The organism is Variovorax atrisoli (genome assembly GCF_014195185.1).
Taxonomy (GTDB): Bacteria; Pseudomonadota; Gammaproteobacteria; order Burkholderiales; family Burkholderiaceae_C; genus Variovorax; species Variovorax atrisoli.
The window spans coordinates 438,663-462,563 of the sequence record NZ_JACIBG010000001.1 but is presented as its reverse complement, the minus strand read 5'-3'; the positions used below and the strand labels follow the sequence as shown (position 1 = coordinate 462,563).

Genomic DNA, 23,901 nt, shown 5'->3' with positions numbered 1-23,901 from the left:
TTCGCGAGCCCCGGGGCACCGGCATCGCGCGCTGCAAGGCGGGCCTTGGGGTCATATCCAGTCTCGTCGGACGATGAAGTCGCTGTAGAGCGCGGCTTCGGGACTGCCCGGCTCGGGCTGCTGCTGGTAGGACCAGCTCGCCAGCGGCGGCATCGACAGAAGGATCGATTCCGTGCGCCCGCCCGACTGCAGGCCGAAGTGCGTGCCGCGGTCCCAAACGAGGTTGAATTCCACATACCGCCCGCGCCGGTAGAGCTGGAAGTTGCGCTCGCGCTCGGTGTACGGCGTGCCGCGGCGGCGCTCGACGATCGGCAGGTAGGCCTGCAGGAAGCCGTCGCCCACCGAGCGGATCATCGCGAAGCCGTTCTCGAAGCCGCCTTCGGAGAAATCGTCGAAGAAGATGCCGCCGACGCCGCGCTGCTCGCCGCGGTGCTTGAGGAAGAAATACTCGTCGCACCAGGTCTTGAAGCGTGGGTACTTGTCGTCGCCGAATGCGGCGAGCGAATCGCGGCACACGGTGTGGAATTGCACCGCGTCTTCCTCGAAGCCGTAGCAGGGCGTGAGGTCCATGCCGCCGCCGAACCAGCAGACCGGCTCCCGGCCTTCGGGAAGAGCGGCGAGCATGCGCACGTTCATGTGGACGATCGGCACGTACGGATTGCGCGGATGGAACACCAGCGACACGCCCATCGCCTCGAAAGGCGCACCCGCCAGCTCAGGACGGTTCTGCGTGGCCGAAGGCGGCAGTTTCGGGCCGCGCACCTGCGAGAAGCCGCAACCCGCACGCTCGAAGAGCTCGCCGCCTTCGAGGATGCAGGTCAGGCCGCTGCCCTGCAACGGCTCGTCGGGCGCCTTCTGCCAGGCATCGCGCACGCAGGTGCCGCCGTCGGCCCTTTCGACCGCAGCGACGATCGACTGCTGCAGCCCGCGCAGGTACTCGCCGACTGCCGCCGGGTTGGTTTGCTGCATCAGGAGCCGTGGGGGTTGCGCGCATGAACCGCGCGGAACCCGATGTCCTTGCGGTATTGCGCCCCATCGAACTTGACGCGCGCGGCGACCTCGTAGGCCCGCTGCTGCGCCTGCTTCACGCTGTCGGCGAGGACCGTCACGCACAGCACGCGGCCGCCGCTGGTCTTGAGCTCGCCGTTGTCGAGCGTGGTGCCGGCGTGGAACACCACGGCGTCGGGCGCTTCGGCCGGAATGCCGGTGATGCGGTCTCCCTTGCGCGGCGAAAGCGGGTAGCCGTGCGCAGCCATGACCACGCCCAGCGCCACGCGGCGGTCCCACTGCAGCTCGACCTGGTCGAGCGTGCCGTCGGTAGCGTGCCAGAAGACCTCGAACAGGTCGGACTTGAGCCGCATCATGATCGGCTGCGTCTCGGGGTCGCCCATGCGGCAGTTGAACTCGAGCGTCTTCGGGTGGCCGGCAGCGTCGATCATGAGGCCGGCGTACAGGAAGCCGGTGTACGGGATGCCGTCCTTCTCCATGCCGCGGATGGTCGGCAGGATGATCTCGCGCATGGCGCGCGCATGCACCTCGGCCGTGACCACCGGCGCGGGCGAATACGCGCCCATGCCGCCGGTGTTGGGGCCTTCGTCGTTGTCGAGCAGGCGCTTGTGGTCCTGGCTGGTGGCCAGCGCGGTCACGTTCTTGCCGTCGCACAGCACGATGAAGCTGGCTTCCTCGCCCTGCAGGAACTCCTCGATGACGACGCGCGCGCCGCCTTCGTTGTGCGAGACGCCGAACTTGTTGTCGACCAGCATGAAGTCGACCGCCTCGTGCGCTTCCTGCGCCGTCATGGCGACCACCACGCCCTTGCCGGCTGCCAGGCCGTCGGCCTTGACGACGATGGGAGCGCCCTTGGCGTCGATGTAGGCATGCGCGGCTGCGGCGTCGGTGAAGGCCTCGTACTCCGCCGTGGGGATCTTGTGGCGCTTCATGAAGGCCTTCGAGAAGGCCTTCGAGCTTTCGAGCTGCGCGGCAGCCTGCGTGGGGCCGAAGATGCGAAGCCCGTGCGCGCGAAACTCGTCGACGACGCCTGCTGCCAGCGGGGCCTCGGGGCCGACCACGGTCAGCGCGATCTTTTCCTTCAGGGCCCACTCGCGCAGCGCGGCGGGCTCGGTGATGTCGATGCAGTCGTAGCGCTCGTCGCTCGCGGTGCCGCCGTTGCCCGGCGCCACGTACACGCGGCTCACCCGGGAGGCCTGCGCCAGGCGCCATGCGAGAGCGTGTTCGCGGCCCCCTCCCCCAATTACCAGTACCTTCATTCGCGGGCCTTCATTTCTCGCTGTGATTCAACAAACATGCATCGGGCGCTCGTGTTCACTCGGACAGCGAGGCGTTGTGATAGACGTCCTGCACGTCGTCCAGGTCTTCGAGCACGTCGAGCAGCTTCTGCATTCTTGCGGCGTCTTCGCCGGTGACCTCGACCGTGTTCTCGGCGCGCATGGTGACTTCGGCGGCGTCGGGCTTCAGGCCGGCGGCTTCGAGCGCGTTCTTCACGGCCTCGAAGTCGGCCACGGAGGTGATCACCTCGATGGCGCCGTCGTCGTCGGTGACGACGTCTTCCGCGCCTGCCTCGAGCGCCACTTCCATCACCTTGTCCTCGCTCGTGCCCGGGGCGAAGATGATCTGGCCGCAGTGCTTGAACTGGAAGGCCACCGAGCCTTCGGTGCCCATGTTGCCGCCGTGCTTGGAGAACGCGTGGCGAACTTCGGCCACGGTGCGCACCCGGTTGTCAGTCATGGTGTCGACGATGATCGCCGCGCCGCCGATGCCGTACCCTTCGTAACGAATCTCTTCGTAATTGACGCCTTCGAGGTTACCGGTGGCCTTGTCGATGTTGCGCTTGATGGTGTCGATGGGCAGGTTGACCGCCTTGGCCTTTTCAACCGCCAGCCGCAGCCGGGGATTGCCGCTCAGGTCGGCGCCGCCGGCGCGGGCGGCCACCGTAATTTCTCTGATGGCGCGGGTCCAGAGCTTGCCCCGCTTCTCGTCCTGGCGGCCCTTGCGGTGCTGAATGTTCGCCCATTTGCTGTGTCCGGCCATGGCTTTCTATCTCGCTGTCCTGTGTTTCTGTGTCAATCCGAGCAGCCCCGAGTTTACTGTCCGGCGCACACAACGCCGGCTCCGCCCGCTGGAATTCGGGCCGGGGCTTTTGGTGATAATTGTTTAATGACGCCATCGCCTTCCGTCGGGCCCGGGAATCCCGACAACCCGTCGCAGCACGCCCCCTTGCCGCAGCGCCACGAGCCTCATCTGCGCGTCGAGCGCATGTCGCTGGCAGCCAGTCTGGCGCTCGCGGACGACGGCGAGGCCCCTTTCGCAGCCCTCGGCTACGGCACGCCCCACGGCGTGGCCTGGATGCCCACGGTCAATGCGCGCGTGCTCTCGGACGGCGGCGCGATGGCCGACGTGTGGCACGCCAGCGGCGCGCGGATCGAGTCGGGCACCACCGGCATCGCTCGCTGGCGCACCGACGGGCACTGGCTGCTCGGCGCCATCGATCTCGACGAATCCGCCGAGAAGCAGGGCCTGGCCGAACTCGCGCACCGCGCCTACCGCGACCTGTTCAAGACGCTCGACCAGGCTGGCACGCCGCACCTGCAGCGCATCTGGAACTACCTGCCGCAGATCAACGCCGACGGCGGGGGCCTGGAGCGCTACCGCCAGTTCAACCTGGGCCGGCAGGAAGCCTTCCTCGAAGCCGGACGCGCCGCCTTCGAGGGCGCACCGGCCGCCTGCGCGCTGGGTATCCACCAGGGCGCGCTCTCGATCCGCTTCCTGGCCGGGCAGCGCGCGCCGCTGCCGGTCGAGAATCCGCGGCAGGTCTCGGCCTACCGCTATCCCGAAACCTACGGTCCGCGCTCGCCGACCTTCTCGCGCGCCGCGTTGGCCGACATCGGCGGCGGCAGCATCGCCCTCTTCATTTCGGGCACCGCCAGCATCGTGGGACACGAGACCGTGCACCACGGCGACGTGCAGGAGCAGACGCGAGAAACGCTGCGCAACCTGCAGGCGGTGGTCGAGGCGGCCAACGCGCGCTGCAGCGCGAAGTTCTCTCTCTCCGCGCTCGATTCGGTGGTCTACGTGCGGCATCCGTCGGACACCGCCACGGTGCGCGCCATCATCGAGGAAACGCTGGGTTCCGACGCGCCGATGGCCCGCCACGCCGTGTACCTCGAGGCGGACATCTGCCGCAGCGACCTGCTGGTCGAGATCGAGGCCCATGCCGTCGCCGCGGGGCAGTTGCGGGCCTGACCGGCTTTCGCCCGGCCGTTCCGCTCGATTGACCGATCAATGACCCGCGTGCTGAGATTTCTCGCATCGATCCCGCTCGCGCTGATGCTCTATGCGCTGCTGCTGTTCCTCGGCGTGATCTCGCTGGTCTGGAACATCTTCGCGATGCTCATCCATCCGGTGATGCCGGCGGCGCCGGCGCGCGCCCTGGGCCGCATGACCATCGCCTTCGCCTACCGCATGTTCTGGTGGCTGGCCTCGGTGACCGGCATGATGCGCATCGACGCCACCTGCCTCGACCCGATGAGCAAGGAGCCCGGCGTGATCTTCGTGGCCAACCACCCGACCATGCTCGACGCCCTGCTGCTGGTGGCGCGCCTGCCGCGCAGCGCCTGCATCATGAAGGCCGACCTGATGGGCAACATCTTCCTGGGCGCCGGCGCCCGGCTGGCGCGCTACATCAGCAACAAGTCGGCGCGCACGATGGTGCGCCTGGCTGTGAACGACCTGCGCAACGGCGGGCAGCTGGTGATCTTCCCCGAGGGCACGCGCACGGTGACGCCGCCGCTCAACCCCTTCCGCCCCGGCACCACGCTGATCGCCAAGCTGGCGCAGGCGCCCATTCAAACGGTGTTCATCGACACCGACTCGCCCTACCTCGCCAAGGGCTGGCCGCTGTGGCGCGTGCCGCCGCTGCCCATCGTCTTCACGCTGCGCCTGGGCAAGCGCTTCGCGCCCACGCAGGACAGCGACGTGCTGCAGGCCGAACTCGAACAATACTTCCGACAAAACATGGAGCAGCGCGCCACCGACGCGTCCCCCGAATGCCAGACGCCTCGCGCACACACCTTGTCCTGATCCCCAGCTACAACACCGGCGAGCGGCTGTTCTCCACGGTCGCCGCCGCGCGCGCGCAGTGGAACCCGGTGTGGGTGGTGATCGACGGCAGCGACGACGGCACCGGTGAGCGCCTGCAGCAGATGGCCGAGAGCGACCCGGGCCTGCGCGTGTGGGTTCTGCCTCAGAACCAGGGCAAGGGCTCCGCCGTGCTGCACGGCCTGCGCGCCGCGCAGGAAGCCGGCTTCACCCACGCGCTGACGATGGACTCCGACGGCCAGCACCCGGCCGACCTGATTCCCGCCTTCATGCAGGCCTCGCTGCTGCGCCCCGAGACCATGGTGCTCGGCCGCCCGGTGTTCGACGCCAGCGCACCGCTGCTGCGTGTGCGCGGGCGGCGCGTGTCGAACGGCTGGACGCAGCTCGAGACCCTGTTCGCGGGCGTCGGCGATTCGCTCTACGGCTTTCGCGTGTATCCGGTGGCCGACCTGATCGCGGTGATGGAGCGCCAGCCCTGGATGCGCCGCTTCGACTTCGATACCGAGGCCGTCGTGCGGCTGGCATGGCGCGGCGTGAAGCCCGTCAACATCGACGCGCCGGTGAAGTACCTGACGGCCGAGGAAGGCGGCGTCTCGCATTTCCGCTACGGCCGCGACAACGTGCTGCTGACCTGGATGCACGCGCGGCTGATGGTCGAGTTCGTGCTGCGCCTGCCTTTGCTTCTGTTCCGCAAGCTGGCGAAGAAGCCGCCGTTCCAGGACTGATGGATGTCCTGTTCCCTCGCCCTCAGGGAGGGGGAGTCCGGTCTCGTCACGACGCCGTCGCTGCCCCGCCCAGCGCCTTGTAGAGCGTCATCGTCGCGTTGAGCTGGTTCAGCCGGTTCTGCGCCAGCGACACCTCCGCGGCACGGCGCCTGTCCTTGGCATCGAGCACCGGCTGCAGCGCGGTCGCGCCGGCGCGATAGCGCACCTCCGACAGTCGCTCGGCGCGTTGCGCCTCCTGCAGCGCCAGCGCCAGGCTTTCGCTTTCTGCGCGAAGTTGGGTGCGTGACGACAGCGCGTTCTCGACCTCGGAAAGCGCCGTGTAGAGCGACTGCCTGAAGCCCGCCACTGCTTCTTCGTACTGCGTCTGCGACACCGCTACCGTCAGCCGAGCCGTGTTCCATTGCAGGAAAGGCAGCGTCAGCCCTGCACCCAGCGTGGCCACCGGGTTCTTCAGCAGTTCGCCGAGCGCGGTGCTCGAGGTGCCCAGTACGCCCGTCAGGCTCAGCACGGGATAGAAACCGGTGCGCGTGGCATCGACGTTCGCGAGCGCGCCGCGCAGGCGCTGCTCGGCGGCGCGAAGGTCGGGGCGACGGCCCAGCAGGCTCGCGGGCACGCCGGCATCGATGGCGGGCAACGCGATGTCGGGCAGCCGCGCAGGCTCCGGGGCCATCGGCTCGGGCGGCGGGTCGAACAGGATCGCCAGCGCGTTGCGCGCCTCCACCCGCTGCTGCAGCAGCTGGGTGTGGGCCGCTTCCTGGGTCGCGAGGTTCTGGCCGGCCTGCGCAACGTCCAGTCCCGACACCGCGCCGGCCGCGTACTTCACGCGTGCCAGCGCGAGGATGCGGCGGCCGTCTTCCATGCCCGCCTCGCTCAGTTCGATGCGCTGGTTCAGGTAACCGATCTGCCAGTAGAGGCCCGCCGTGGTGCCGACCAGCGACAGCGCCGCGGCCTCGCGTTCGGACTCGGTCGCCTTGAGTTCCCAGTCGGCAGCGCTGCGCAGTGCCGAGAGGCGGCCCCACAGGTCGAGCTCGTAGCTCAGCGTAACCGCTGAACTCGAGGCCGAGCCGGCCACGCCGCCGCGCTTCAGGTCGTAGCTTCGGCTGGTGCTGGCCTGGCCCAGCACGTCGGGCGTGAGGTTCGTGTTCGCCAAGCCCGCCTGAAGCTGCGCGCGCCGGACTCGGATGCCGGCCGCCGCCAGGTTGTTGTTGGTGCGAAGCGCGTCGTCGATGAGCCGGTCGAGCTGACGATCGCCGAAAGCCATCCACCAGTTGGCCGACTGCGCAACCATGGCACCGGTGGCCGCTGGCGGAATCGGCTGCTGCCAACGCTGCGGAACCTCGAGCGGCCGCTGCACGCGCGGCTCGGGCTGGAACAGCGTGCAGCCGCCCAGGGCGAGCACCGCGACACCCACCAAGGCAGAGGAAAGACGAGCCCTACTCACGAGCCAGCGCCTCGATGGGGTCCAGCCGCGCCGCGTTGCGCGCCGGCAGGTAGCCGAACAGCACGCCGATCAGCGACGCGCACAAGAATGCCGAGACCACGGCGCCCATTGAAAAGATCATTTGCCACTGCTTGACGAAGAGCGAGAACAGGAAGCTGATGCCGTAAGAGAGCGTCACGCCGACCAGGCCGCCCACCAGGCACACGAGCACCGCCTCGGTCAGGAACTGCTGCAGCACGTCGCTCTGGCGCGCGCCCACCGCCATGCGGATGCCGATCTCGCGCGTTCGCTCGGTCACCGACACCAGCATGATGTTCATCACGCCGATGCCGCCCACCACCAGCGAGATCACCGCGATGAGCGACAGCAGCAGCGTGAGCGACTGGCTGGTGCGCTCCGCTGTCTTGACGATGCTGTCCATGTTGAAGGTGAAGAAGTCCTTGGTGCCGTGGCGCATCGTGAGCAGCTTGACGATGCTGTCTTCCGCCGCCTTGGTCGGCTGGTCGTCGCGGATGCGCACCGTGATGTTGTCGAAGTGCTGCTGCCCGAAGAGCCGGCTCGCGCCCGTGCTGTAGGGCAGCCAGATGTTGAGCGACTTGTTGCCGTCGCCGAACACCGTCTTCTTCTCCTGCGCCACGCCGATCACCGTGCAGGGCAGGCTGCCCACCAGGATGATCTTGCCCACCGGCTCGGTGCCGTCGGCAAACAGCTTGCGCCGGGTGTTCTGGTCGATCACCACCACCTGCGACTGGTGCCGCACGTCGGAGGCTGTAAAGGCCGCGCCGCTGGCCATCTGCATGTCGCGCACGCGGAAGAAGCTGTCGCTCACGCCGTTCACCGTGCCGTTGATGTCGACGCTGCGGTAGCGCAGCCGCAGGCTGCGCGAAGTCACGGGCGTGACGCTGTGCACGTAGGGCTGGGCCGCGATGGCGTCGAGGTCGGAAGGTATGAGCGTGCGGATGCTCGTGGCCTTGTCGTCGCCGAAGTCGCGGCCCGGGTACACGTCGAGCGTGTTGGTGCCGATGGCGCGGATGTCCGACAGCACGTAGCGCTTGGCGCCCTCCCCGATGGCCACGATCGACACCACCGAGGTGATGCCGATGACGATGCCCAGCATGGTGAGCGCCGTGCGCATGCGGTGCGCCATCATCGAGCGCCAGGCCATGCGGAAGGCTTCGGCGAAGCGGGCCCAGCCGGTGCTGAAGCGGGCGATGTCCAACCGGGGCTTCGCCATCGCCGCGGGGGCCGCGACGTCTGCTTGCGCAGCCGCTTGAGCTGGCGCCGCCACCGTCGGCACATTGGGCCGATCGCCCACGATCACGCCGTCGGCGATCTCGATGATGCGCTCGGTGCAGCTCGCCACCTGCATGTCGTGCGTCACGATGATGATCGTGTGGCCCTGCGCATGCAGCTCGCGCAGGATGCCGATCACCTCCTGTCCGCTGCGGCTGTCGAGCGCACCGGTCGGCTCGTCCGCCAGGATCACCTGCCCGCCGTTCATGAGCGCGCGCGCGATGCTCACGCGCTGCTGCTGGCCGCCCGAGAGCTGGCTTGGCCGGTGTTCGGTGCGGTCGCCCAGGCCCAGCCGCGCGAGCAACTGGCGCGCGCGCGAGTCGCGCGCCTGGCCGTCGGTGCCGGCGTAGACGGCGGGCACCTCGACGTTGCCGGTGGCCGTCAGGTGCTGCATCAGGTGGTAGCGCTGGAAGATGAAGCCGAAGTGCTCTCGGCGCAGTTCGGCCAGCGCGTCGCTGTCGAGCGTGCCCACGTCCTGGCTCGAGACGGTGTAGGTGCCGGTGCTCGGCCGGTCGAGGCAGCCGAGGATGTTCATCAGCGTCGACTTGCCGGAGCCCGAGGCGCCGACGATGGCCAGCATCTCGCCGCTTCCGATGTCGAGGTTCACGTCCTTCAGCACCTGCACCTCCTGCTCGCCCGAGGGAAAGCTGCGGCCGATGCCGCGCAGGCTGAGCAGCGGCTGCGTCATTGAGGCTTGCCCCGGCCGCCGCCGTCACCGCCCCCGCCCCCGCCGCCCTCGCCGCGCTCCAGCACGGCAGAGGCGTCGCCGGTGATGACGTTGTCGCCCTCCTTCAGCCCTTCGAGCACCTGCGCCTGGAAGTTGTTGGAGATGCCGACGCGCACCTTGCGCGTTTCCACGGTCTGGTCGGCCTTGAGCACGCGCACCTCCTGGCGGCCGTCCTTGTCGCGCGCACCCAGCGCCGTGAGCGGCACCGTCAGCGCCTGCTTGGCCTCGCCCAGAAGGATGGCCACCTGCGCCGTCATGTCCACGCGCAGCGTGCGGTCGGGGTTGGGCACGTCGAACAGCGCGTTGAAGAAGACGGCGTTGTTGATCTTCTCGGGCGAAGGCTGCACCGCGCGCAGCGTGCCGTGGTAGCGCTTGTCGGGGTCGCCGAGGATGGTGAAGTACACCGGCTGGCCAGGCTTCACGCGCACCACGTCGGCCTCGGACACCTGCGCCTTCACGGTCATGGTCGAGAGGTCGGCCAGCTTCATCAGCGTGGGCACCTGGAAGGCGGCGACCACGGTCTGGCCTTCGAGCGTGTTGATGGAGACGACGTCGCCGTCGATGGGCGCGACGATGCGCGTGTACGAGAGGTTCTGCTGCGCGGAGGCCACGGCCAGCTTCTGCTGGCGGATCTGCGCCTCGAGCGACACCGCGTCGGCACGCAATGCGCGCAATTCGGCGTCGGCGCTTTCCATGTCCTGCTTCGCGGCCGCGTCCTGCGCGAGCATTTCCTGCTGGCGCGTCCAGGTGAGCTGGGCCTGCTTGACGCGCACCTCCTTGGCCAGCTTCTGCGCCAGCAGGTTGTCGAGCCTGGCCTGCTCCTGCGCCAGGGTGTTCTGCGAGATGACGGGGTCGATCTCGGCGAGCCAGTCGCCCTTCTTCACCGTTTGCCCGAGCACCACCTTGAGCGACTTGAGTTGGCCGCTCACCTGCGCACCCACCTCGACCTGCTTGAGCGCCTGCAGCACGCCCGTGGCGAGCACCGCGTTCTCGAGGTCGGAGCGCTGCACCGTCGCGGTGAGGTATTCGTTCTTCTTCGCCGGTCGAAGCCATGAAGAGGCAATGACGAGCAGCACGATCAAAACGGCAATGCCGATGAGGTATTTGCGCGATCGCCGGGGCGGATTATTGGGCATGCAAAAGAAAAGGAATGGGAAGGCGCCGGGAGCCGATTGTTTTACTGGAAGAATTCAGCACCGATAAAGAAGTTCCAGGAAAGCTCCGCGGTTTTCGCACGATCCTAGCCGCCTTTGCTGAAGAACTTTTAAAGCCCCGCGCGGTGCATTGACACCATCCTCTTACAAGCGAGCGCACAGTGGTGCGGGCCTCCAGCGCGCTCGTGACTTTATGCACTGTGTGCCCGCGAATTGGACTCCTACATTCGCAATCGGGTGGTGCATTGCACGCCGCCCGACACAGCAGATGCCATGGTCCGCGAATATCCTTTTTTCGCGGCCGGGGCATCTTTTTTCCGACGCATTCAATTAAGGGGAAGCGACCATGAAATTCAAACAGTCGAAAACGCTGCTGCGCAATGCAGCCCTGGGTAGTGCAATTGCAACGCTGCTGGCTTTCAGCGGCGCAGCGAGCGCGGCCCACATGCTGCAGGACAGCGACGCGCTGCAGTCGGCGGGCGTCATCGCCAGCGTCGGAGCGCCTGCTTCGAAGCTCAAGGCGGAAGAAGTGTCGGCCCGGCAAGACCTGCTGAGCCTTGTCGCCCCCGCCGCCAAGCCCGAAAGGGCTCAGCCCGTGAATACCGCTTTGGTCGAGAGCTGCGCGAGCCGCTGGTACTGGCGCAGCCTGCTGGAAGAAATGGCCTGCGGCTTCTCAGGCCAAGGCTGGTTCAACTGAGCCTCGCGACGTGAAAAAGCCGCCCTCGAAGGGGCGGCTTCCGGAGGCCTGAAGAAGACGCTCAGCGTGCGCGACGCGAACGCACCAGCAGCGTGATCAGCAGCAGCGACAGAACCACGAACGCGATGAACGACCAGTTCGCCAGCGTCAGTCCGAAAAGCGACCAGTCGACCTTCGAACAGTCGCCACCGCCGCGGAAGATCATCGGCAGCGCGCGCTTCAGCGGAAAGGTCTCGATCATCCCGTAGAGGTCGCGGCCGCAGCTCACGACCTCGGGCGGATACCACTGCAGCCAGCTCTGCGAGGCCGCCGTATAGGCACCGCCCAGCGCGGCCAGCAGCGCCAGCACACCGCCCACGACCCGCAGCCCCACGTTGCGGAACACCCCGGCCAGCCCGGTGAACAGCGCCACCAGCACCAGCGCGTAACGCTGCACGATGCACATCGGACAAGGTTCGAGCCCGACCACGTGCTGCAGGTAGAGCCCGAAGGCCAGCATCAGGACACAGGCAAGGCAGATCAAGCCGAACGCGCGGCGCGGCGCGCCGAAGTACCAATCGATCAAGGAGATACCCAATCTTCTTCTACGAACACTCTGGCCTTGCGCGGATTGGCGACGACGGTGTCGCCCTCCTTCAAGCCCAGATCGCGGAACTGTTGCGCAGGGAGTTGCGCTTCGATGATGGTTCCGGAGCCCGGATTATCTGGATTCGATTCCGTGGGCTCAAGTTCCAGCCGCGCGATGGGTCCGACAACGATCGCGCGCGACAGCGTGGCGACGATGCCCGAGGCGCCGCTCGCGTAGGGTGTCACGTCGATGTCATGCGGACGCACGTATGCACGCGCCTTGGCGTCGCGCGCGCCGCTGTGTTCCGGGGATTCGAGGCGCATGCCCTGGAGCTGCACCGCGCCGTTGTCGGCGCGGCCGTGGAACAGGTTCACGTCGCCCAGGAAGCCGTAGACGAACGGGCTCGCGGGCTGGTCCCACACTTCCTGCGGCGAGCCCACCTGTTCGATCTGCCCCTTGTTGATGACCACCACGCGGTCGGCCACCTCGAGCGCCTCTTCCTGGTCGTGCGTGACGAAGATGGAGGTGACGTGCAGCTCGTCGTGCAGCCGGCGCAGCCAGCGTCGCAGTTCCTTGCGCACCTTGGCGTCGAGCGCGCCGAAGGGTTCGTCCAGCAGCAGCACCTTCGGCTCCACCGCCAGCGCACGGGCGAGCGCGATGCGCTGGCGCTGGCCGCCGGAGAGCTGCGAGGGATAGCGGTCGGCCAGCCAGTCGAGCTGCACCAGCTTGAGCAGGTCGGTCACCTTGGCCTTGATCTGCGCGTCGCTCGGGCGCTCCTTGCGCGGCTTCACGCGCAGGCCGAAGGCCACGTTCTCGAACACGGTCATGTGGCGGAACAGCGCGTAGTGCTGGAACACGAAGCCCACCTGCCGCTCGCGCACGTGCACGTCGGTGGTGTCCTCGCCCGAGAACAGGATGCTGCCCGTGTCGGCCGTCTCCAGCCCCGCGATGATGCGCAGCAGCGTGGTCTTGCCGCAGCCCGAAGGGCCGAGCAGAGCGACCAGCTCGCCCGAATCGACGTCGAGGCTCACGTCGCGCAGCGCGCGGAAGTCGCCGAACTGCTTGCTGATGTTGCGGATTTCGATGCTCATGATTTCTTCTCTCTCAGGGCTCAGGCCGCCGTGGCTTCAGGGGGCCGTTCCGGGGGCAGCTCGGCAATGGCCTTCATCTCGCGCTCGTGGCGCCATTCGATCACCGACTTGATCACCAGCGTGACCAGCGCCAGGATCGCCAGCAGCGAAGCCACAGCGAAGGCGGCCACCGACTGGTATTCGTTGTAGAGCACCTCCACGTGCAGCGGCATGGTGTTGGTCTGGCCGCGGATGTGCCCCGACACCACCGACACCGCGCCGAACTCGCCCATGGCGCGCGCGTTGCACAGGATCACGCCGTACAGCAGGCCCCACTTGATGTTGGGCAGCGTCACGCGCCAGAAGGTCTGCCAGCCGGTCGCGCCCAGCACGATGGCGGCCTGCTCCTCGTCGGTGCCCTGCGCCTGCATCAGCGGCACGAGTTCGCGCGCGATGAACGGGAAGGTCACGAACACGGTCGCCAGCACGATGCCGGGCACGGCGAAGATGATCTTGATGTCGTGCTCGGCAAGCCAAGGGCCCAGCCAGCCCTGCGCACCGAACACCAGCACGTAGATCAGGCCCGCCACCACCGGCGACACCGCGAACGGCAGGTCGACCAGCGTGGTCAGCAGCGCCTTGCCGCGGAACTCGAACTTGGCGATGGCCCAGGCGCCGGCCACGCCGAACACCAGGTTCATCGGCACCGCGATGGCGGCCGTGATCAGCGTCAGGCGGATGGCGCTCCAGGCGTCGGGTTCCTTCAGCGCATCGATGTACGCGGTGACGCCCTTGCGCAGGGCCTCGGTCGCCACGGCGGCCAGCGGCAGCACCAGGAACAGGAACATGAAGCCGAGCGCGAGGCCGATCAGCAGCCAGCGCACCCAGGCGGCTTCGGTGGTGCCGGCCTGCGCGCGGCGAACGACTTTGGAAGGGGCACTCATGTCAGCTCCCCGAACGGCGACGCTGCCAGGCCTGCAGGCCGTTGATGACCAGCAGCAGCAGGAAGGAAATGACCAGCATCACCAGCGCGACGGCGGTGGCACCCGCGTAGTCGTACTGCTCCAGCTTGCCGATGATGATGAGCGGCGTGATCTCCGAGATCATCGGCATGTTGCCGGCGATGAAGATCACCGAGCCGTACTCCCCGATGGCCCGCGCGAAGGCCATGGCAAAGCCCGTCAGCAGCGCCGGCGCGATGGACGGGAAGATCACCTTGGTGAAGGTCTGCAGCCGCGTCGCGCCCAGCGAGGTGGCAGCTTCCTCCAGCTCCTTCTCGGCGTCTTCCAGCACCGGCTGCACCGTGCGCACCACGAAGGGCAGCCCGATGAAGATCAGCGCGATCACCACGCCCGCCGGCGTGAAGGCCAGCTTGATGCCGTGCGGCTCGAGCAGCTGGCCGATCCAGCCGTTGCCGGCCAGCAGCGCCGTCAGCGAGATGCCGGCCACGGCCGTGGGCAGCGCAAACGGCAGGTCGACCAGCGCATCGACGATGCGCTTGCCCGGAAACTTGTAGCGCACCAGCACCCAGGCCACCAGCAGGCCGAACACCGCGTTCACGATGGCGGCGAGCAGCGAGGCGCCGAAGGTCAGCCGGTACGAGGCCATCACGCGCGGCGCGGTCACTGCCGTCCAGAACTGCTCCCAGCTCAGCGTGAAGGTCTTGAAGACCAGCGCCGACAGCGGGATCAGCACGATCAGGCTCAGGTAGAGGATCGAGAAGCCCAGCGTGATGTGGAAACCGGGCAGCACGCGCTTGGCGCCCCTTGCCCGGTTGGCACGCGAAAAAGGCGCTCCCGCGGTCGGGAGCGCCGAAGAAGTCACACCACTCATGATGAGAACGGTCCGTTGTTGAAGCGCTGGTCACTTCGTGGAACACCGCGGAACCGGCTTTGCCGGGCCGCTGGTGCTGCCCCCTGCAAGGGGGTTGGCGAAGCGACACGTAGTGCGCGAAGACTGGGGGTGTGCTTCACTTTCCGCCGGGCGTGTACAGCTTGTCGAACTGGCCGCCGTCGTTGAAGTGCACCTTCTGCGCTTCGCCGAGGCTGCCGAACAGTTCCTGCACCGTGAAGAGCTGCAGCGGCTTGAAGGTCGATGCGTACTTCTTGAGCACCGCCTGCGAGCGCGGACGCAGCGCGTGCTTGGCGGCGATTTCCTGCGCTTCCTCGGAATACAGCCAGTCGAGGTACGCCTTGGCGAGCTCGCCGGTGCCCTTCTTGGCGACAGTGCGCTCGACCACGGCCACCGGGTTCTCGGCCACGATGCTGATCGAGGGGTAGACCGAATCGACCTTGCCGGTGCCGAATTCGCGGTCGATGGAGACCACTTCCGATTCGAAGGTGATCAGCGCGTCGCCGATGTTGCGCTGCAGGAAGGCGGTGGTGGCGTCGCGGCCGCCGCGTGCCAGCACCGGCACGTTCTTGAACAGCTTGCCGACGAACTCGGCGGCCTGGGCGTCGGTGCCGCCCTTCTTCTTGACGTAGCCCCAGGCGGCCAGGTAGGCGTAGCGGCCGTTGCCGCCGGTCTTGGGATTGACGATCACGACCTGCACGCCAGGCTTGACCAGGTCGTCCCAGTCCTTGATGCCCTTGGGGTTGCCGTTGCGCACGAGGAACAGCATGGTCGACGTGGTCGGCGCTGCGTTCTCGGGGAATTTCTTGTTCCAGTCCTTCGCGACCACGCCGGCATTGGCCAGGAAGTCGATGTCGGTGGACGTGTTCATCGTCACCACGTCGGCATCCAGGCCGTCTGCCACCGCGCGGGCCTGCGCGCTGGAGCCGCCGTGCGACTGGTCGATCTTCACGTCCTTGCCGGTCGCCTTCTTGTAGTGCGCCACGAAGGCCGCGTTGTAGTCCTTGTAGAACTCGCGCGCCACGTCGTAGGAAGCATTCAGCAGCCCCGTGCCCTGGGCGAAGGCGGTGCTGCCGGCGAGTGCGGAGGACGCCAGCGCGAGCACGGCGACGAAGGTCTTGATTCTGGAAGTCATGTAGTTGCCAGGTTTTCTGAAAATTCACGCCCCGCCGACCATGCGGCGGGCTCGTCGGTCAGCGACTGGAGCAAGGCAAGGCCCAGCGGCCACTCCCCGTGCCCCGAATCGATGTTGATGTGGCCCGCATTCTGCATCCGGACGAACTCGCTGCCCCAGGCGCGCGAATATGCGCCCGCCAGGCGGATCGGGCAGTACGGATCGTTGCTGCTGGCCACCACGATGCTGCGGTACGGCAGCGCGGCATACGGCACGGGCGCGAAATCGGAGAGCACGGCGCGGCGCTCGGGGTCGGCGGGTGCCACCAGCAGCGCCCCCTGGATGCGGGCCGCGGCCTCTGCCGGCAGGTGGGCCGTGGCGATGCAGCCGAGGCTGTGCGCGGCGATCACCACCGGGCCATCGCTCTCCAGCACCAGCTTGGCCAGCGTGCCAACCCACGCCTCGCGCTTGGGCGAAGCCCAGTCGTCCTGCACCACGCGCGCAGCGCCCGGGATGCGCTCCTCCCACAGGCTCTGCCAGTGGCCGGGCCCGGAGTCCCGCCAACCAGGCACGATCACGACGCGGGTCTGCATGACGGCGTTGCCTTTCTCGCCCGCTTTACTTGTTCGGCTGCGGCGTGATGCGCAGGTACGGGCGCACGGCCTTGAAGCCCTTGGGGAAGCGCTCGGCCAGCTCGGCCGGGTCCTGGATGGCCGGGATGATGACCACGTCGTCGCCGTCCTTCCAGTTCACGGGCGTGGCGACCTTGTGGCTGTCGGTGAGCTGCAGCGAGTCGATGACGCGCAGGATCTCGTCGAAGTTGCGGCCGGTGGACGCCGGGTAGGTGATGGTGGTGCGGATCACCTTCTTCGGGTCGATGATGAACACGCTGCGCACGGTGGCCGTGGCCGAGGCGTTCGGGTGGATCAGGTCGTACAGGTCGGCCACCTTGCGGTCGGCGTCCGCGATGATGGGGAAGTTGACCGTGGTGTTCTGCGTGTCGTTGATGTCGCCGATCCACTCCTTGTGCTTGGTGGCCGGGTCCACGCTCAGCGCGATGGGCTTCACGCCGCGCTTGGCGAATTCGCCCGACAGCGCCGCGGTCTTGCCGAGCTCGGTGGTGCACACGGGGGTGAAGTCGGCGGGGTGCGAGAAGAACACGACCCACGAATCACCGGCCCACTGGTAGAAGTCGATGGGGCCTTCGCTCGAATCCTGGGTGAAATTGGGTGCGGTGTCGCCTAGACGCAGAGTAGCCATGGTCGCTCCTGGATTGGATGGGAGTCCCGGATTGTGCGAACCCTTGCTTCAATGCCAAACGAATATCTGCTTGTTTGGATATGACGTTTTCCGCATAACGCGCTGATCCCGCCCCGCGCTAGAACATCCGCATGTCAGCGCTCTGCAGGTGCTCCATCAGGAAATCGATCAGCTTCCGCACCGCCGGCACCAGCGCCCGCCGCGCCGGAAACACCATGTGCGCGATCACCGGCGGCGGGCCCCAACCCGGCAGAAGCCTCACCAGCCGGCCGGCCTCCACGTCGGCGCGGCACATGTAGTCAGGAAGCATGGTCGCGCCGACACCGCCCAGCGCGCCGTACTGCAGCGTGGCCAGGTCGTCCGCCACGTACAGCGGCATGTGCGAATGGACGACGTTCTCGCCGTTCGGGCCCTCCAGCCGCCAGTCGGCGCGCCCTTCCCCGTTGACCGACATGGCCGCCGTGGGCAGCTTGGCCAGGTCGGCCACCGTCTGCACCGGCCCATATCGCTTCAGCAGCCCCGGGCTCGCCACCAGCACGCCGCGGCTGTAGCCGAAGGTCTTGGCGACCAGCACGGTGCTGTCTTCGATGACGGGGCGCACGCGCAAGGCGATGTCGATGCCCTCCTCGATCAGGTCGACCGGCCGGTTGATCACCTTCATGTCGATGCGTACGGCCGGGTAGCGCTCCATGAACACAGGCATGAGCTGCGCCAGGCCGCTGTGGGCGATCGTGACCGGGCAGCTCAGCCGCACCAGCCCGCTGGGTTCGGTCTGCACCTGGGCCACCGCCTCGGCCGCCGCCTGGGCCGCGTCGCGCATGGCGGAAGCATGCCGCAGGTAGATCTCGCCTGCCGGCGTGAGCGACAGCCGCCGGGTGCTGCGCTGCATCAGCTGCACGCCAAGGCGCTCCTCCAGCTCCGCCACCCGGCGCGAGAGGCGCGACTTGGGGATGCCCAGCGCCCGGCTGGCGGCCGCAAAGCCGCCGCGCTCGGCCACTTCGGCGAAGAAAACCATGTCGTTGAGGTCTTGCATGGCCGCCATTGTCCTGCAGATGGAACGATGTAGCCAGATTTTGGCTACTTATCGATTACTCGGTCGAAAAATAGAATTCTTCCATCCGCCGGCCACCTTGAGCGCCGACAGCCATACAGAAAGTGATCGATTGAAATGAAGCTGCTCCACATCGACTCCAGCATCCTCGGCACCAACTCGACCTCGCGCCTGCTCTCGGCCGAAATCGTGACCGCATGGCGTGCCTCCCATCCCGACACCGCCGTCGAGTACCTCGACCTGGCCGTGGACACCCCCTCGCACTTCGGCGCCGACGCGCTGGGCATCAAGACGGGCGTGCAGGCCCAGCCCACCCCGGCCCAGCAGCGCGAGAACGACCTGTCCGAAAAGCTGGTGAGCCAGTTCCTCGCGGCGGACGTGGTCGTGATCGGCGCGCCCTTCTACAACTTCTCGATCCCGACCCAGCTCAAGGCCTGGATCGACCGCCTCGCGCAGGCCGGCCGCACCTTCAAGTACACCGAGAAGGGTCCCGTGGGCCTGGCCGGCGGCAAGACCGTCATCGTGGCCCTGAGCCGCGGCGGCGTGTACTCGGCCAGCGAAGGCGGCCAGGCGATGGAGCACCAGGAGAGCTACCTGAAGGTGATCTTCGGCTTCTTCGGCATCACCGACGTGCGCTTCGTGCGCGCCGAAGGCCTGGCGATGGGCGACGAGGCCCGCAACAAGGCCCTGGCCGCCGCCCGCGCCGACATCCTGGCGACCACGGCCGAAGCGGCCAACCAGCGCAGCGCAGCGATCGCCGCCTGACCGGCATCGCCGCCCGCAACGAAAAAAGCCGCCCTTGCCGGGCGGCTTTTTCGCTTTCGCAGGGTACAGGCGCCGATCAGGCCGAGTGGCTCTTGATCCAGGCCACGTACTTGTCCATCCAGCCCTGCAGGAACTTCTTCGAGCCTTCGTTGCCGATGTGGCCCTTGTCGTCGAACAGGTCGTCCTTGGCCTGCAGGAACACTTCGGGCGCGCCCAGCGTGGGAACGTCGAGGTAGGCGAGGATGTTGCGCAGGTGCTGCTGCGCGAGCGCGGTGCCGATGGCGCCGACCGAGATGCCGACCACGCCGGCCGGCTTGCCCGCCCAGGCGCTCTGGCCGTAGGGGCGCGAGGCATGGTCGATGGCGTTCTTCAGCACGCCGGGAATGGAGCGGTTGTATTCGGGCGTGACGAACAGCAGGCCGTCGGCGGCCGCGATCTCGGTCTTCAGGCGCTTCACCGACGCAGCCTGGTTGCCGTCGTCGTCCTGGTTGTACAGGGGCAGGTCGTCGATGCGCAGGCTCTCGAAGGTGAAGTCCGAGGGCGCGAGGTGCGCCAGGGCGAGGGCCAGCTTGTGGTTGTAGGAATCCTTGCGCAGGCTGCCGACGATGACGGCGATGCGGGTCTGGGCCATGAATGTGCTCCTTGGTTGAGAGGGTCGGAATGACGAGCCCGATTATGCGAAGCGCCCATGACCTTTTCTGGAAAAGTTCATCCGCTTGCGGCCGATCGACGTCAAGATGACACGTTCCGTTTCCATCCGGGCTTCCCTCCAGGCGCAGGACGCATCAGTGACCCATTCATCTTCCCACCACGACGTCATCGTCGTCGGCCTCGGCGCGCTCGGCGCCGCCACCCTCTGCCAGCTCGCCCAACGCGGCGCGCGCGTGCTGGGCATCGACCAGTTCTCCCCGCCGCACGACCAGGGCTCCTCGCACGGCGACTCGCGCATCACGCGGCTGGCCGTGGGCGAAGGCGACGAATACGTGCCCTTCGTGCAGCGCTCGCATGCCATCTGGCGCGAGCTCGAGGCGCGCACCGGCAAGTCGCTCATGACCACGACCGGCGGCCTGATCCTCGCGCCGCGCGACCGCGTGGCCGAGCACCACGGCAAGTCCGACTTCGTGCGCCGCACCATCGCCTGCGCCGAGCGATTCGGCATCGCGCACGAGGTGCTCGACGCCGCCGGCATCCGTGCGCGCTTTCCGCAGTTCAGGCTGCAGGGCGACGAGATCGGCTACTTCGAGTACGAGGCCGGCTTCGTGCGGCCAGAGGAGGCGATCGGCGCACAGCTCGACGTTGCGCGCGCATCGGGCGCACGGACGATCACCGGCGAGCGAGTCGAAGCCGTCGAGCCGACAGGCAGCGGCGACGTGCTGCGTGTGCGCACCGCCACCGCGAGCTTCACCGCCGACCGCGTCGTGGTCGCGGCCGGTGCCTGGCTGCCCGCCTTCCTCGGCGCACAGGCGCGCACCGACTGGCAGGCCGACTTCTCCGTGCACCGGCAGGTGATGCACTGGTTCGACACCGGCAGCGCCGCCGCCGACTTCGCGCCGGGGCGCTTCCCCATCTTCATCTGGATGTTCGGCGACGGGCCGGAAGACTACATGTACGGCTTTCCGGCCTCCGACCCGGCGCAGCCCGCGCTCAAGGTCGCGACCGAGCAGTATGTCGACGCCACCACGCCCGCGACCATCGACCGCAGCGTGAGCGCGGAAGAAAGCGCCGCCATGTACCGCGAGCGCGTGGCCGGCCGCTTTCCGCAGATCGGAGGCCGGGCCGTGAAGGCACGCGCCTGCATGTACACCGTGACGCCAGACCGCCGCTTCGTGATCGACGCACTCGACGGCATGCCCAGCCTGCTCGTGGTCTCGGCCTGCTCGGGCCACGGCTTCAAGCACTCGGCCGGGCTGGGCGACGCCATCGCGGATCATGTGCTGGGCCGCGCCAGCGCGCTCGACCTCTCGCCCTTTGCCCGCGGCCGTCTGCTGGAGAAGGCTGCGGCCTGAAGCACGCACGGGCGATCCCGGGCATCATCGCGACCGATCTTTTTCACTGTCGGATACAGGAGCGAAGCGCGATGAGATTTCTCGTGGTGGGTGCCGGCGCACTCGGTGGTTATTTCGGCGGCCGTCTGCTGGAGGCGGGACGCGACGTCACCTTCCTGCTGCGCCCGCGCCGCGCGGCGCAGCTCGCGAAGACCGGGCTGGTGATACAGAGCCCCTTCGGCAACCTGCAGCTGCCCTCGCCGAAGCACGTGCTGGCCGACGGCATCGACGGGCCCTACGACGTGATCGTGGTCGGCAGCAAGGCCTACGACCTCGACTCGACGATGGACTCGTTCGCACCGGCCGTCGGCCCCGACACCGTGATCCTCCCCCTGCTCAACGGCATGAGCCACATCGACCGGCTCGCCGAGCGCTTCGGCAGCGAGCGCGTGCTGGGCGGCCTGTGCATGATCTCCGCCACCCTCGACGACGAGGGCCGCGTGCTGCATCTCAACGACATGCACGGCCTGAGCTTCGGCGAGCGCGCGGGCGGCCGGTCGGCGCGGGTCGATGCCATCGCCGCGCGGTTCGCCGGGGCGAAGTTCGACGCCACGGCCAGCGAGAGCATCGCGCAGGACATGTGGGAGAAGTGGGTCTTCATCGCCTCGGCAGCCGGCCTCACGAGCCTCATGCACGCCTCCATCGGCGACATCGTGGCCGCCGGCGGCCAGGACGTGGCGCTGTCGATCTTCGACGAGTGCTGCGCCATCGCCGCCCACAACGGCTTCGCGCCGCGCGCTCCCGCCGTACAGCGCGGGCGCGCCATCATCACGGCCGCCGGCTCGCCGATGACGGCATCGATGTACAAGGACATGGCTCGCGGCGCTGCCGTGGAAGCCGATCACATCGTCGGCGACCTCCTGAGCCGCGCGGCGCCCGGCAATGCCACCGTGCCCACCGTGCTGCGCACCGCCTACGTGCACCTCAAGGCCTACGAGGCTCGACGCGCCCGCGAGGCTGCCGCGGCTGCAGCCTGAGGAGCCAATGAAGGACGCACTGGCCTTCCTGCACACGGCACAGGTCCATGTGCCGACCTTCGAGCGGCTGGTGCGACGGATCGAGCCTGGCTTGCGCGTGCGCCACGTGGTCCGCGAAGAGTTGCTGGCCGATGCGCGCGTCGTGGGCGTCGACGACGCCGGGCTCGTCTCCCGCGTTCACGAGGCCATGCACGAAGCCGCATCGAAAGGCGCGAAGGTCGTGGTGTGCACCTGCTCGACCATCGGCGCCATCGCCGAACGCACGCCCACCGGCGATGCCTTCAGGGCCCTTCGCATCGACCGTGCCATGGCCGACCAAGCCGTTCGCACCGGGCCGCGTGTGCTGATCGCCGCGGCACTCGAAAGCACGCTGGCGCCGACCAAGGCGCTTGTTCTTTCGGCGGCGCAAGACGCCGGGATCGCCGTCCAGCCGGCCCTGCTGTTCGTCAAGGGCGCATGGCCGCATTTCGAGGCCGGAGACAGCGCGCGCTACATCGAGACGCTTGCCAGCGCCATCCGCGCGGCATCGGCGGAGGCCGACGTCGTTGTGCTCGCCCAGGCCTCGATGGCGCCGGTGGCCGACGCGCTCGCCGACCTGGGCATCGACGTGCTCAGCAGCCCCGCACCGGGCACTGCGCACGCGGTGGCGCTGGCCGCGGCGGCCCTGGCGCTCAGTCCGCCTTGAGGATCGTCTCGCCCTTCAGCATCCCCATGTCGCGGACGTTGAAGCGGTGGCGCTTCCAGCCTTCCCAGGTGCGCCGCATGTTGCCGATGGAGATGAGGTAGTACAGCACCTTGAACATGCCGACGGGACCGCGCATCGGCGTGCCGCGGTAGATGTCGCCGGCCAGCAGCGTCATCAGGCCTTCCTTCACCCTGAAGGGGTTGCCCGGGTGCATGAACATGTCGCGGATGGTCGGGTTGGTCACGCGGTAGATGAACCACGAGTATTCGCGCGGGCCCTTGCGCATCATCGCCTCGAAGCCCTTGCGCGCCGCGGCCAGGCGCTGCGGCTGGTCGAGCGCGGTCGCCACCAGCTCCGCACCGTCGAAGGCGCTGTGCATCGCGAGGTACACGCCCGAGGAGAACATCGGATCGATGAAGGTGAAGGCGTCGCCCAGCATCAGGTAGCGGTCGCCCGTGGCGTGCGTGCTGGAGTACGAGAAGTTGCCGGTGGCGTGCACCGCGTCGTCGACCAGCGTGGCGTTCTTCAGGCGATCGACCAGCACCGGGCAGGTGGCGATGGTGTCGTAGAAGAACTCCTTGAGCGGCTTGTCGCGCGACTTCAGGTAGTACGGCCAGCAGACCGCGCCCACGCTGGTGGTGCCGTCGGCCAGCGGAATGAACCAGAACCAGCCGTGCGGAAACCAGCAGATGCTGATGTTGCCTTCCTTCTTGCCCTCCAGCCGCTCTGCGTTGGTGAAGTGGCCGAACAGCGCGGTGCTGTTGTGGTCGGGGTTCTTCTGCTTGCAACGGAATTTGTTGGCCAGCAGCGTGTCGCGGCCGGTGGCATCGACCACGAAGCGGGCGCGCCAGCTGCGGCGCGCACCGTCGTCCATCTCGGCCTGGACCGTGGCGCCATCGGCATCGAAGGCCACGTCGCGCACCTTGCAGCCTTCGATGGCCTGCGCCCCGCAGGCGGCCGCGTTGCGGAACAGGAGCTCGTCGAGCTCGGAGCGGCGCACCTGCCAGGCGGAGTCGAGCGACTTGTCCAGGCCTTCGCCGAACTCGACGTAGCTGCGGTGCTCATGCTCGGGCGAGACGAATTCGATGCCGAACTTGGGCATGCCGATCTTCTCGACCTGGTCACGCACGCCCAGCTTGTCGAACAGCTCCACGTTCGCCGGCAGCAGCGATTCGCCGATGTGAAAGCGCGGATGGTGCGCCTTCTCCAGCAGCACCACCTTGCGGCCCTGGCGGGCCAGCAGCGTGGCGATGGTCGACCCTGCGGGACCGCCGCCGACGACCAGCACGTCGCAGGATTCGTCGGCCGCCTGGGACACGGAAGAACTAGCTTGAGGCAAGGACATGCGATGGCAAGCAACAAT

General features: G+C 67.7%; 24 protein-coding genes. 8 read left to right on the top strand and 16 right to left on the bottom strand.

Going from position 1 to position 23,901, the window contains the following annotated elements; translation table 11 throughout:
- Positions 1-51: 51 nt before the first annotated feature.
- Genes hemF through FHY06_RS02330 form a run of 3 tightly spaced genes read right to left on the bottom strand, consistent with a single transcriptional unit; the run spans position 52 to position 3,048 of the window.
- Positions 52-969, bottom strand: coding sequence for an oxygen-dependent coproporphyrinogen oxidase (gene hemF, locus FHY06_RS02340; RefSeq protein ID WP_184603157.1), 918 nt, complete (start codon positions 967-969; stop codon positions 52-54).
- Positions 969-2,267 carry a phosphoribosylamine--glycine ligase gene (gene purD / locus FHY06_RS02335; RefSeq protein WP_019652867.1) on the bottom strand — a complete coding sequence of 433 codons (1,299 nt, stop codon included), beginning with the start codon at positions 2,265-2,267 and terminating at the stop codon, positions 969-971. Before purD ends, hemF begins: the two co-directional genes overlap by 1 nt.
- 55 nt (positions 2,268-2,322) lie before the next feature.
- The gene (locus FHY06_RS02330) at positions 2,323-3,048 is read right to left on the bottom strand and encodes a YebC/PmpR family DNA-binding transcriptional regulator (protein ID WP_126181681.1); all 726 of its coding nucleotides are present in this window, start codon (positions 3,046-3,048) and stop codon (positions 2,323-2,325) included.
- Positions 3,049-3,174: 126 nt separating this feature from the next.
- Between FHY06_RS02330 and FHY06_RS02325 the strand changes: the two genes are divergently transcribed.
- From FHY06_RS02325 to FHY06_RS02315, 3 genes are read left to right on the top strand one after another with little or no spacing between them, the layout of a single operon-like run.
- Positions 3,175-4,260, top strand: coding sequence for a chorismate transformation FkbO/Hyg5 family protein (locus FHY06_RS02325; RefSeq protein ID WP_260309763.1), 1,086 nt, complete (start codon positions 3,175-3,177; stop codon positions 4,258-4,260).
- 39 nt (positions 4,261-4,299) lie between these two features.
- Positions 4,300-5,097: a lysophospholipid acyltransferase family protein gene (locus tag FHY06_RS02320; protein WP_019652870.1), complete on the top strand. Its 798-nt coding sequence runs from the start codon at positions 4,300-4,302 to the stop codon at positions 5,095-5,097.
- Positions 5,064-5,840, top strand: a complete 777-nt coding sequence (locus tag FHY06_RS02315) for a glycosyltransferase family 2 protein (protein WP_145759242.1) — start codon at positions 5,064-5,066, stop codon at positions 5,838-5,840. The genes FHY06_RS02320 and FHY06_RS02315 overlap by 34 nt, the downstream gene beginning before the upstream one ends.
- Before the next feature lie 46 nt (positions 5,841-5,886).
- On the opposite strand, the gene FHY06_RS02310 is transcribed toward FHY06_RS02315, so the two are convergent.
- The 3 genes from FHY06_RS02310 to macA are packed head-to-tail and all read right to left on the bottom strand — an operon-like array spanning position 5,887 to position 10,437.
- Positions 5,887-7,281: an efflux transporter outer membrane subunit gene (locus tag FHY06_RS02310; protein ID WP_184603155.1), complete on the bottom strand. Its 1,395-nt coding sequence runs from the start codon at positions 7,279-7,281 to the stop codon at positions 5,887-5,889.
- The gene (gene macB, locus FHY06_RS02305) at positions 7,274-9,262 is read right to left on the bottom strand and encodes a macrolide ABC transporter ATP-binding protein/permease MacB (protein ID WP_184603153.1); all 1,989 of its coding nucleotides are present in this window, start codon (positions 9,260-9,262) and stop codon (positions 7,274-7,276) included. The genes FHY06_RS02310 and macB overlap by 8 nt, the downstream gene beginning before the upstream one ends.
- Positions 9,259-10,437, bottom strand: coding sequence for a macrolide transporter subunit MacA (gene macA / locus FHY06_RS02300; RefSeq protein WP_184603150.1), 1,179 nt, complete (start codon positions 10,435-10,437; stop codon positions 9,259-9,261). Before macA ends, macB begins: the two co-directional genes overlap by 4 nt.
- Before the next feature lie 364 nt (positions 10,438-10,801).
- Here macA and FHY06_RS02295 point away from each other — a divergent pair, with 364 nt between their 5' ends.
- Positions 10,802-11,152 (top strand): hypothetical protein, encoded by a 351-nt coding sequence (locus FHY06_RS02295; protein WP_184603148.1) that lies wholly within the window; start codon positions 10,802-10,804, stop codon positions 11,150-11,152.
- 61 nt (positions 11,153-11,213) lie between these two features.
- Here the strand turns inward: FHY06_RS02295 and FHY06_RS02290 are convergent, their stop codons facing one another.
- The 8 genes from FHY06_RS02290 to FHY06_RS02255 all read right to left on the bottom strand — a co-directional run bounded on the left by FHY06_RS02290 (position 11,214) and on the right by FHY06_RS02255 (position 18,048).
- Positions 11,214-11,717 carry a disulfide bond formation protein B gene (locus FHY06_RS02290; RefSeq protein WP_019652876.1) on the bottom strand — a complete coding sequence of 168 codons (504 nt, stop codon included), beginning with the start codon at positions 11,715-11,717 and terminating at the stop codon, positions 11,214-11,216.
- The gene (locus FHY06_RS02285; protein WP_126181674.1) at positions 11,714-12,811 is read right to left on the bottom strand and encodes a sulfate/molybdate ABC transporter ATP-binding protein; all 1,098 of its coding nucleotides are present in this window, start codon (positions 12,809-12,811) and stop codon (positions 11,714-11,716) included. The genes FHY06_RS02290 and FHY06_RS02285 overlap by 4 nt, the downstream gene beginning before the upstream one ends.
- A gap of 20 nt (positions 12,812-12,831) precedes the next feature.
- Positions 12,832-13,734: a sulfate ABC transporter permease subunit CysW gene (cysW, locus tag FHY06_RS02280; protein ID WP_126181673.1), complete on the bottom strand. Its 903-nt coding sequence runs from the start codon at positions 13,732-13,734 to the stop codon at positions 12,832-12,834.
- A gap of 1 nt (position 13,735) precedes the next feature.
- The gene (gene cysT / locus FHY06_RS02275; protein WP_184603146.1) at positions 13,736-14,623 is read right to left on the bottom strand and encodes a sulfate ABC transporter permease subunit CysT; all 888 of its coding nucleotides are present in this window, start codon (positions 14,621-14,623) and stop codon (positions 13,736-13,738) included.
- A gap of 136 nt (positions 14,624-14,759) precedes the next feature.
- Complete coding sequence (locus FHY06_RS02270) at positions 14,760-15,776, bottom strand: sulfate ABC transporter substrate-binding protein (RefSeq protein ID WP_126181671.1); 1,017 nt, start codon at positions 15,774-15,776, stop codon at positions 14,760-14,762.
- A complete protein-coding gene (locus FHY06_RS02265) occupies positions 15,773-16,348 on the bottom strand; it encodes an RBBP9/YdeN family alpha/beta hydrolase (protein WP_184603143.1) in 576 nt (191 codons plus the stop codon). Before FHY06_RS02265 ends, FHY06_RS02270 begins: the two co-directional genes overlap by 4 nt.
- A 25-nt stretch (positions 16,349-16,373) precedes the next feature.
- Positions 16,374-17,015, bottom strand: a complete 642-nt coding sequence (locus FHY06_RS02260; RefSeq protein WP_019652882.1) for a peroxiredoxin — start codon at positions 17,013-17,015, stop codon at positions 16,374-16,376.
- Positions 17,016-17,133: 118 nt separating this feature from the next.
- Positions 17,134-18,048 (bottom strand): LysR family transcriptional regulator, encoded by a 915-nt coding sequence (locus tag FHY06_RS02255; RefSeq protein ID WP_184603140.1) that lies wholly within the window; start codon positions 18,046-18,048, stop codon positions 17,134-17,136.
- Positions 18,049-18,183: 135 nt separating this feature from the next.
- On the opposite strand from FHY06_RS02255, the gene FHY06_RS02250 reads away from it, so the two are divergent.
- Complete coding sequence (locus FHY06_RS02250; protein ID WP_019652884.1) at positions 18,184-18,831, top strand: FMN-dependent NADH-azoreductase; 648 nt, start codon at positions 18,184-18,186, stop codon at positions 18,829-18,831.
- A gap of 76 nt (positions 18,832-18,907) precedes the next feature.
- Here FHY06_RS02250 and FHY06_RS02245 read toward each other — a convergent pair whose 3' ends face one another.
- Positions 18,908-19,462: an NADPH-dependent FMN reductase gene (locus tag FHY06_RS02245; RefSeq protein ID WP_019652885.1), complete on the bottom strand. Its 555-nt coding sequence runs from the start codon at positions 19,460-19,462 to the stop codon at positions 18,908-18,910.
- 157 nt (positions 19,463-19,619) lie between these two features.
- On the opposite strand from FHY06_RS02245, the gene solA reads away from it, so the two are divergent.
- From solA to FHY06_RS02230, 3 genes are all read left to right on the top strand, one after another.
- A complete protein-coding gene (gene solA / locus FHY06_RS02240) occupies positions 19,620-20,837 on the top strand; it encodes an N-methyl-L-tryptophan oxidase (RefSeq protein ID WP_184603138.1) in 1,218 nt (405 codons plus the stop codon).
- A 71-nt stretch (positions 20,838-20,908) separates the two neighbouring features.
- A complete protein-coding gene (gene panE, locus FHY06_RS02235) occupies positions 20,909-21,853 on the top strand; it encodes a 2-dehydropantoate 2-reductase (protein ID WP_126181667.1) in 945 nt (314 codons plus the stop codon).
- Between the two features lie 7 nt (positions 21,854-21,860).
- The gene (locus tag FHY06_RS02230) at positions 21,861-22,538 is read left to right on the top strand and encodes an Asp/Glu/hydantoin racemase (RefSeq protein ID WP_184603136.1); all 678 of its coding nucleotides are present in this window, start codon (positions 21,861-21,863) and stop codon (positions 22,536-22,538) included.
- On the opposite strand, the gene FHY06_RS02225 is transcribed toward FHY06_RS02230, so the two are convergent.
- Positions 22,525-23,883, bottom strand: coding sequence for an NAD(P)/FAD-dependent oxidoreductase (locus FHY06_RS02225; RefSeq protein ID WP_019652889.1), 1,359 nt, complete (start codon positions 23,881-23,883; stop codon positions 22,525-22,527). The genes FHY06_RS02230 and FHY06_RS02225 overlap by 14 nt on opposite strands.
- Positions 23,884-23,901 lie beyond the last annotated feature (18 nt).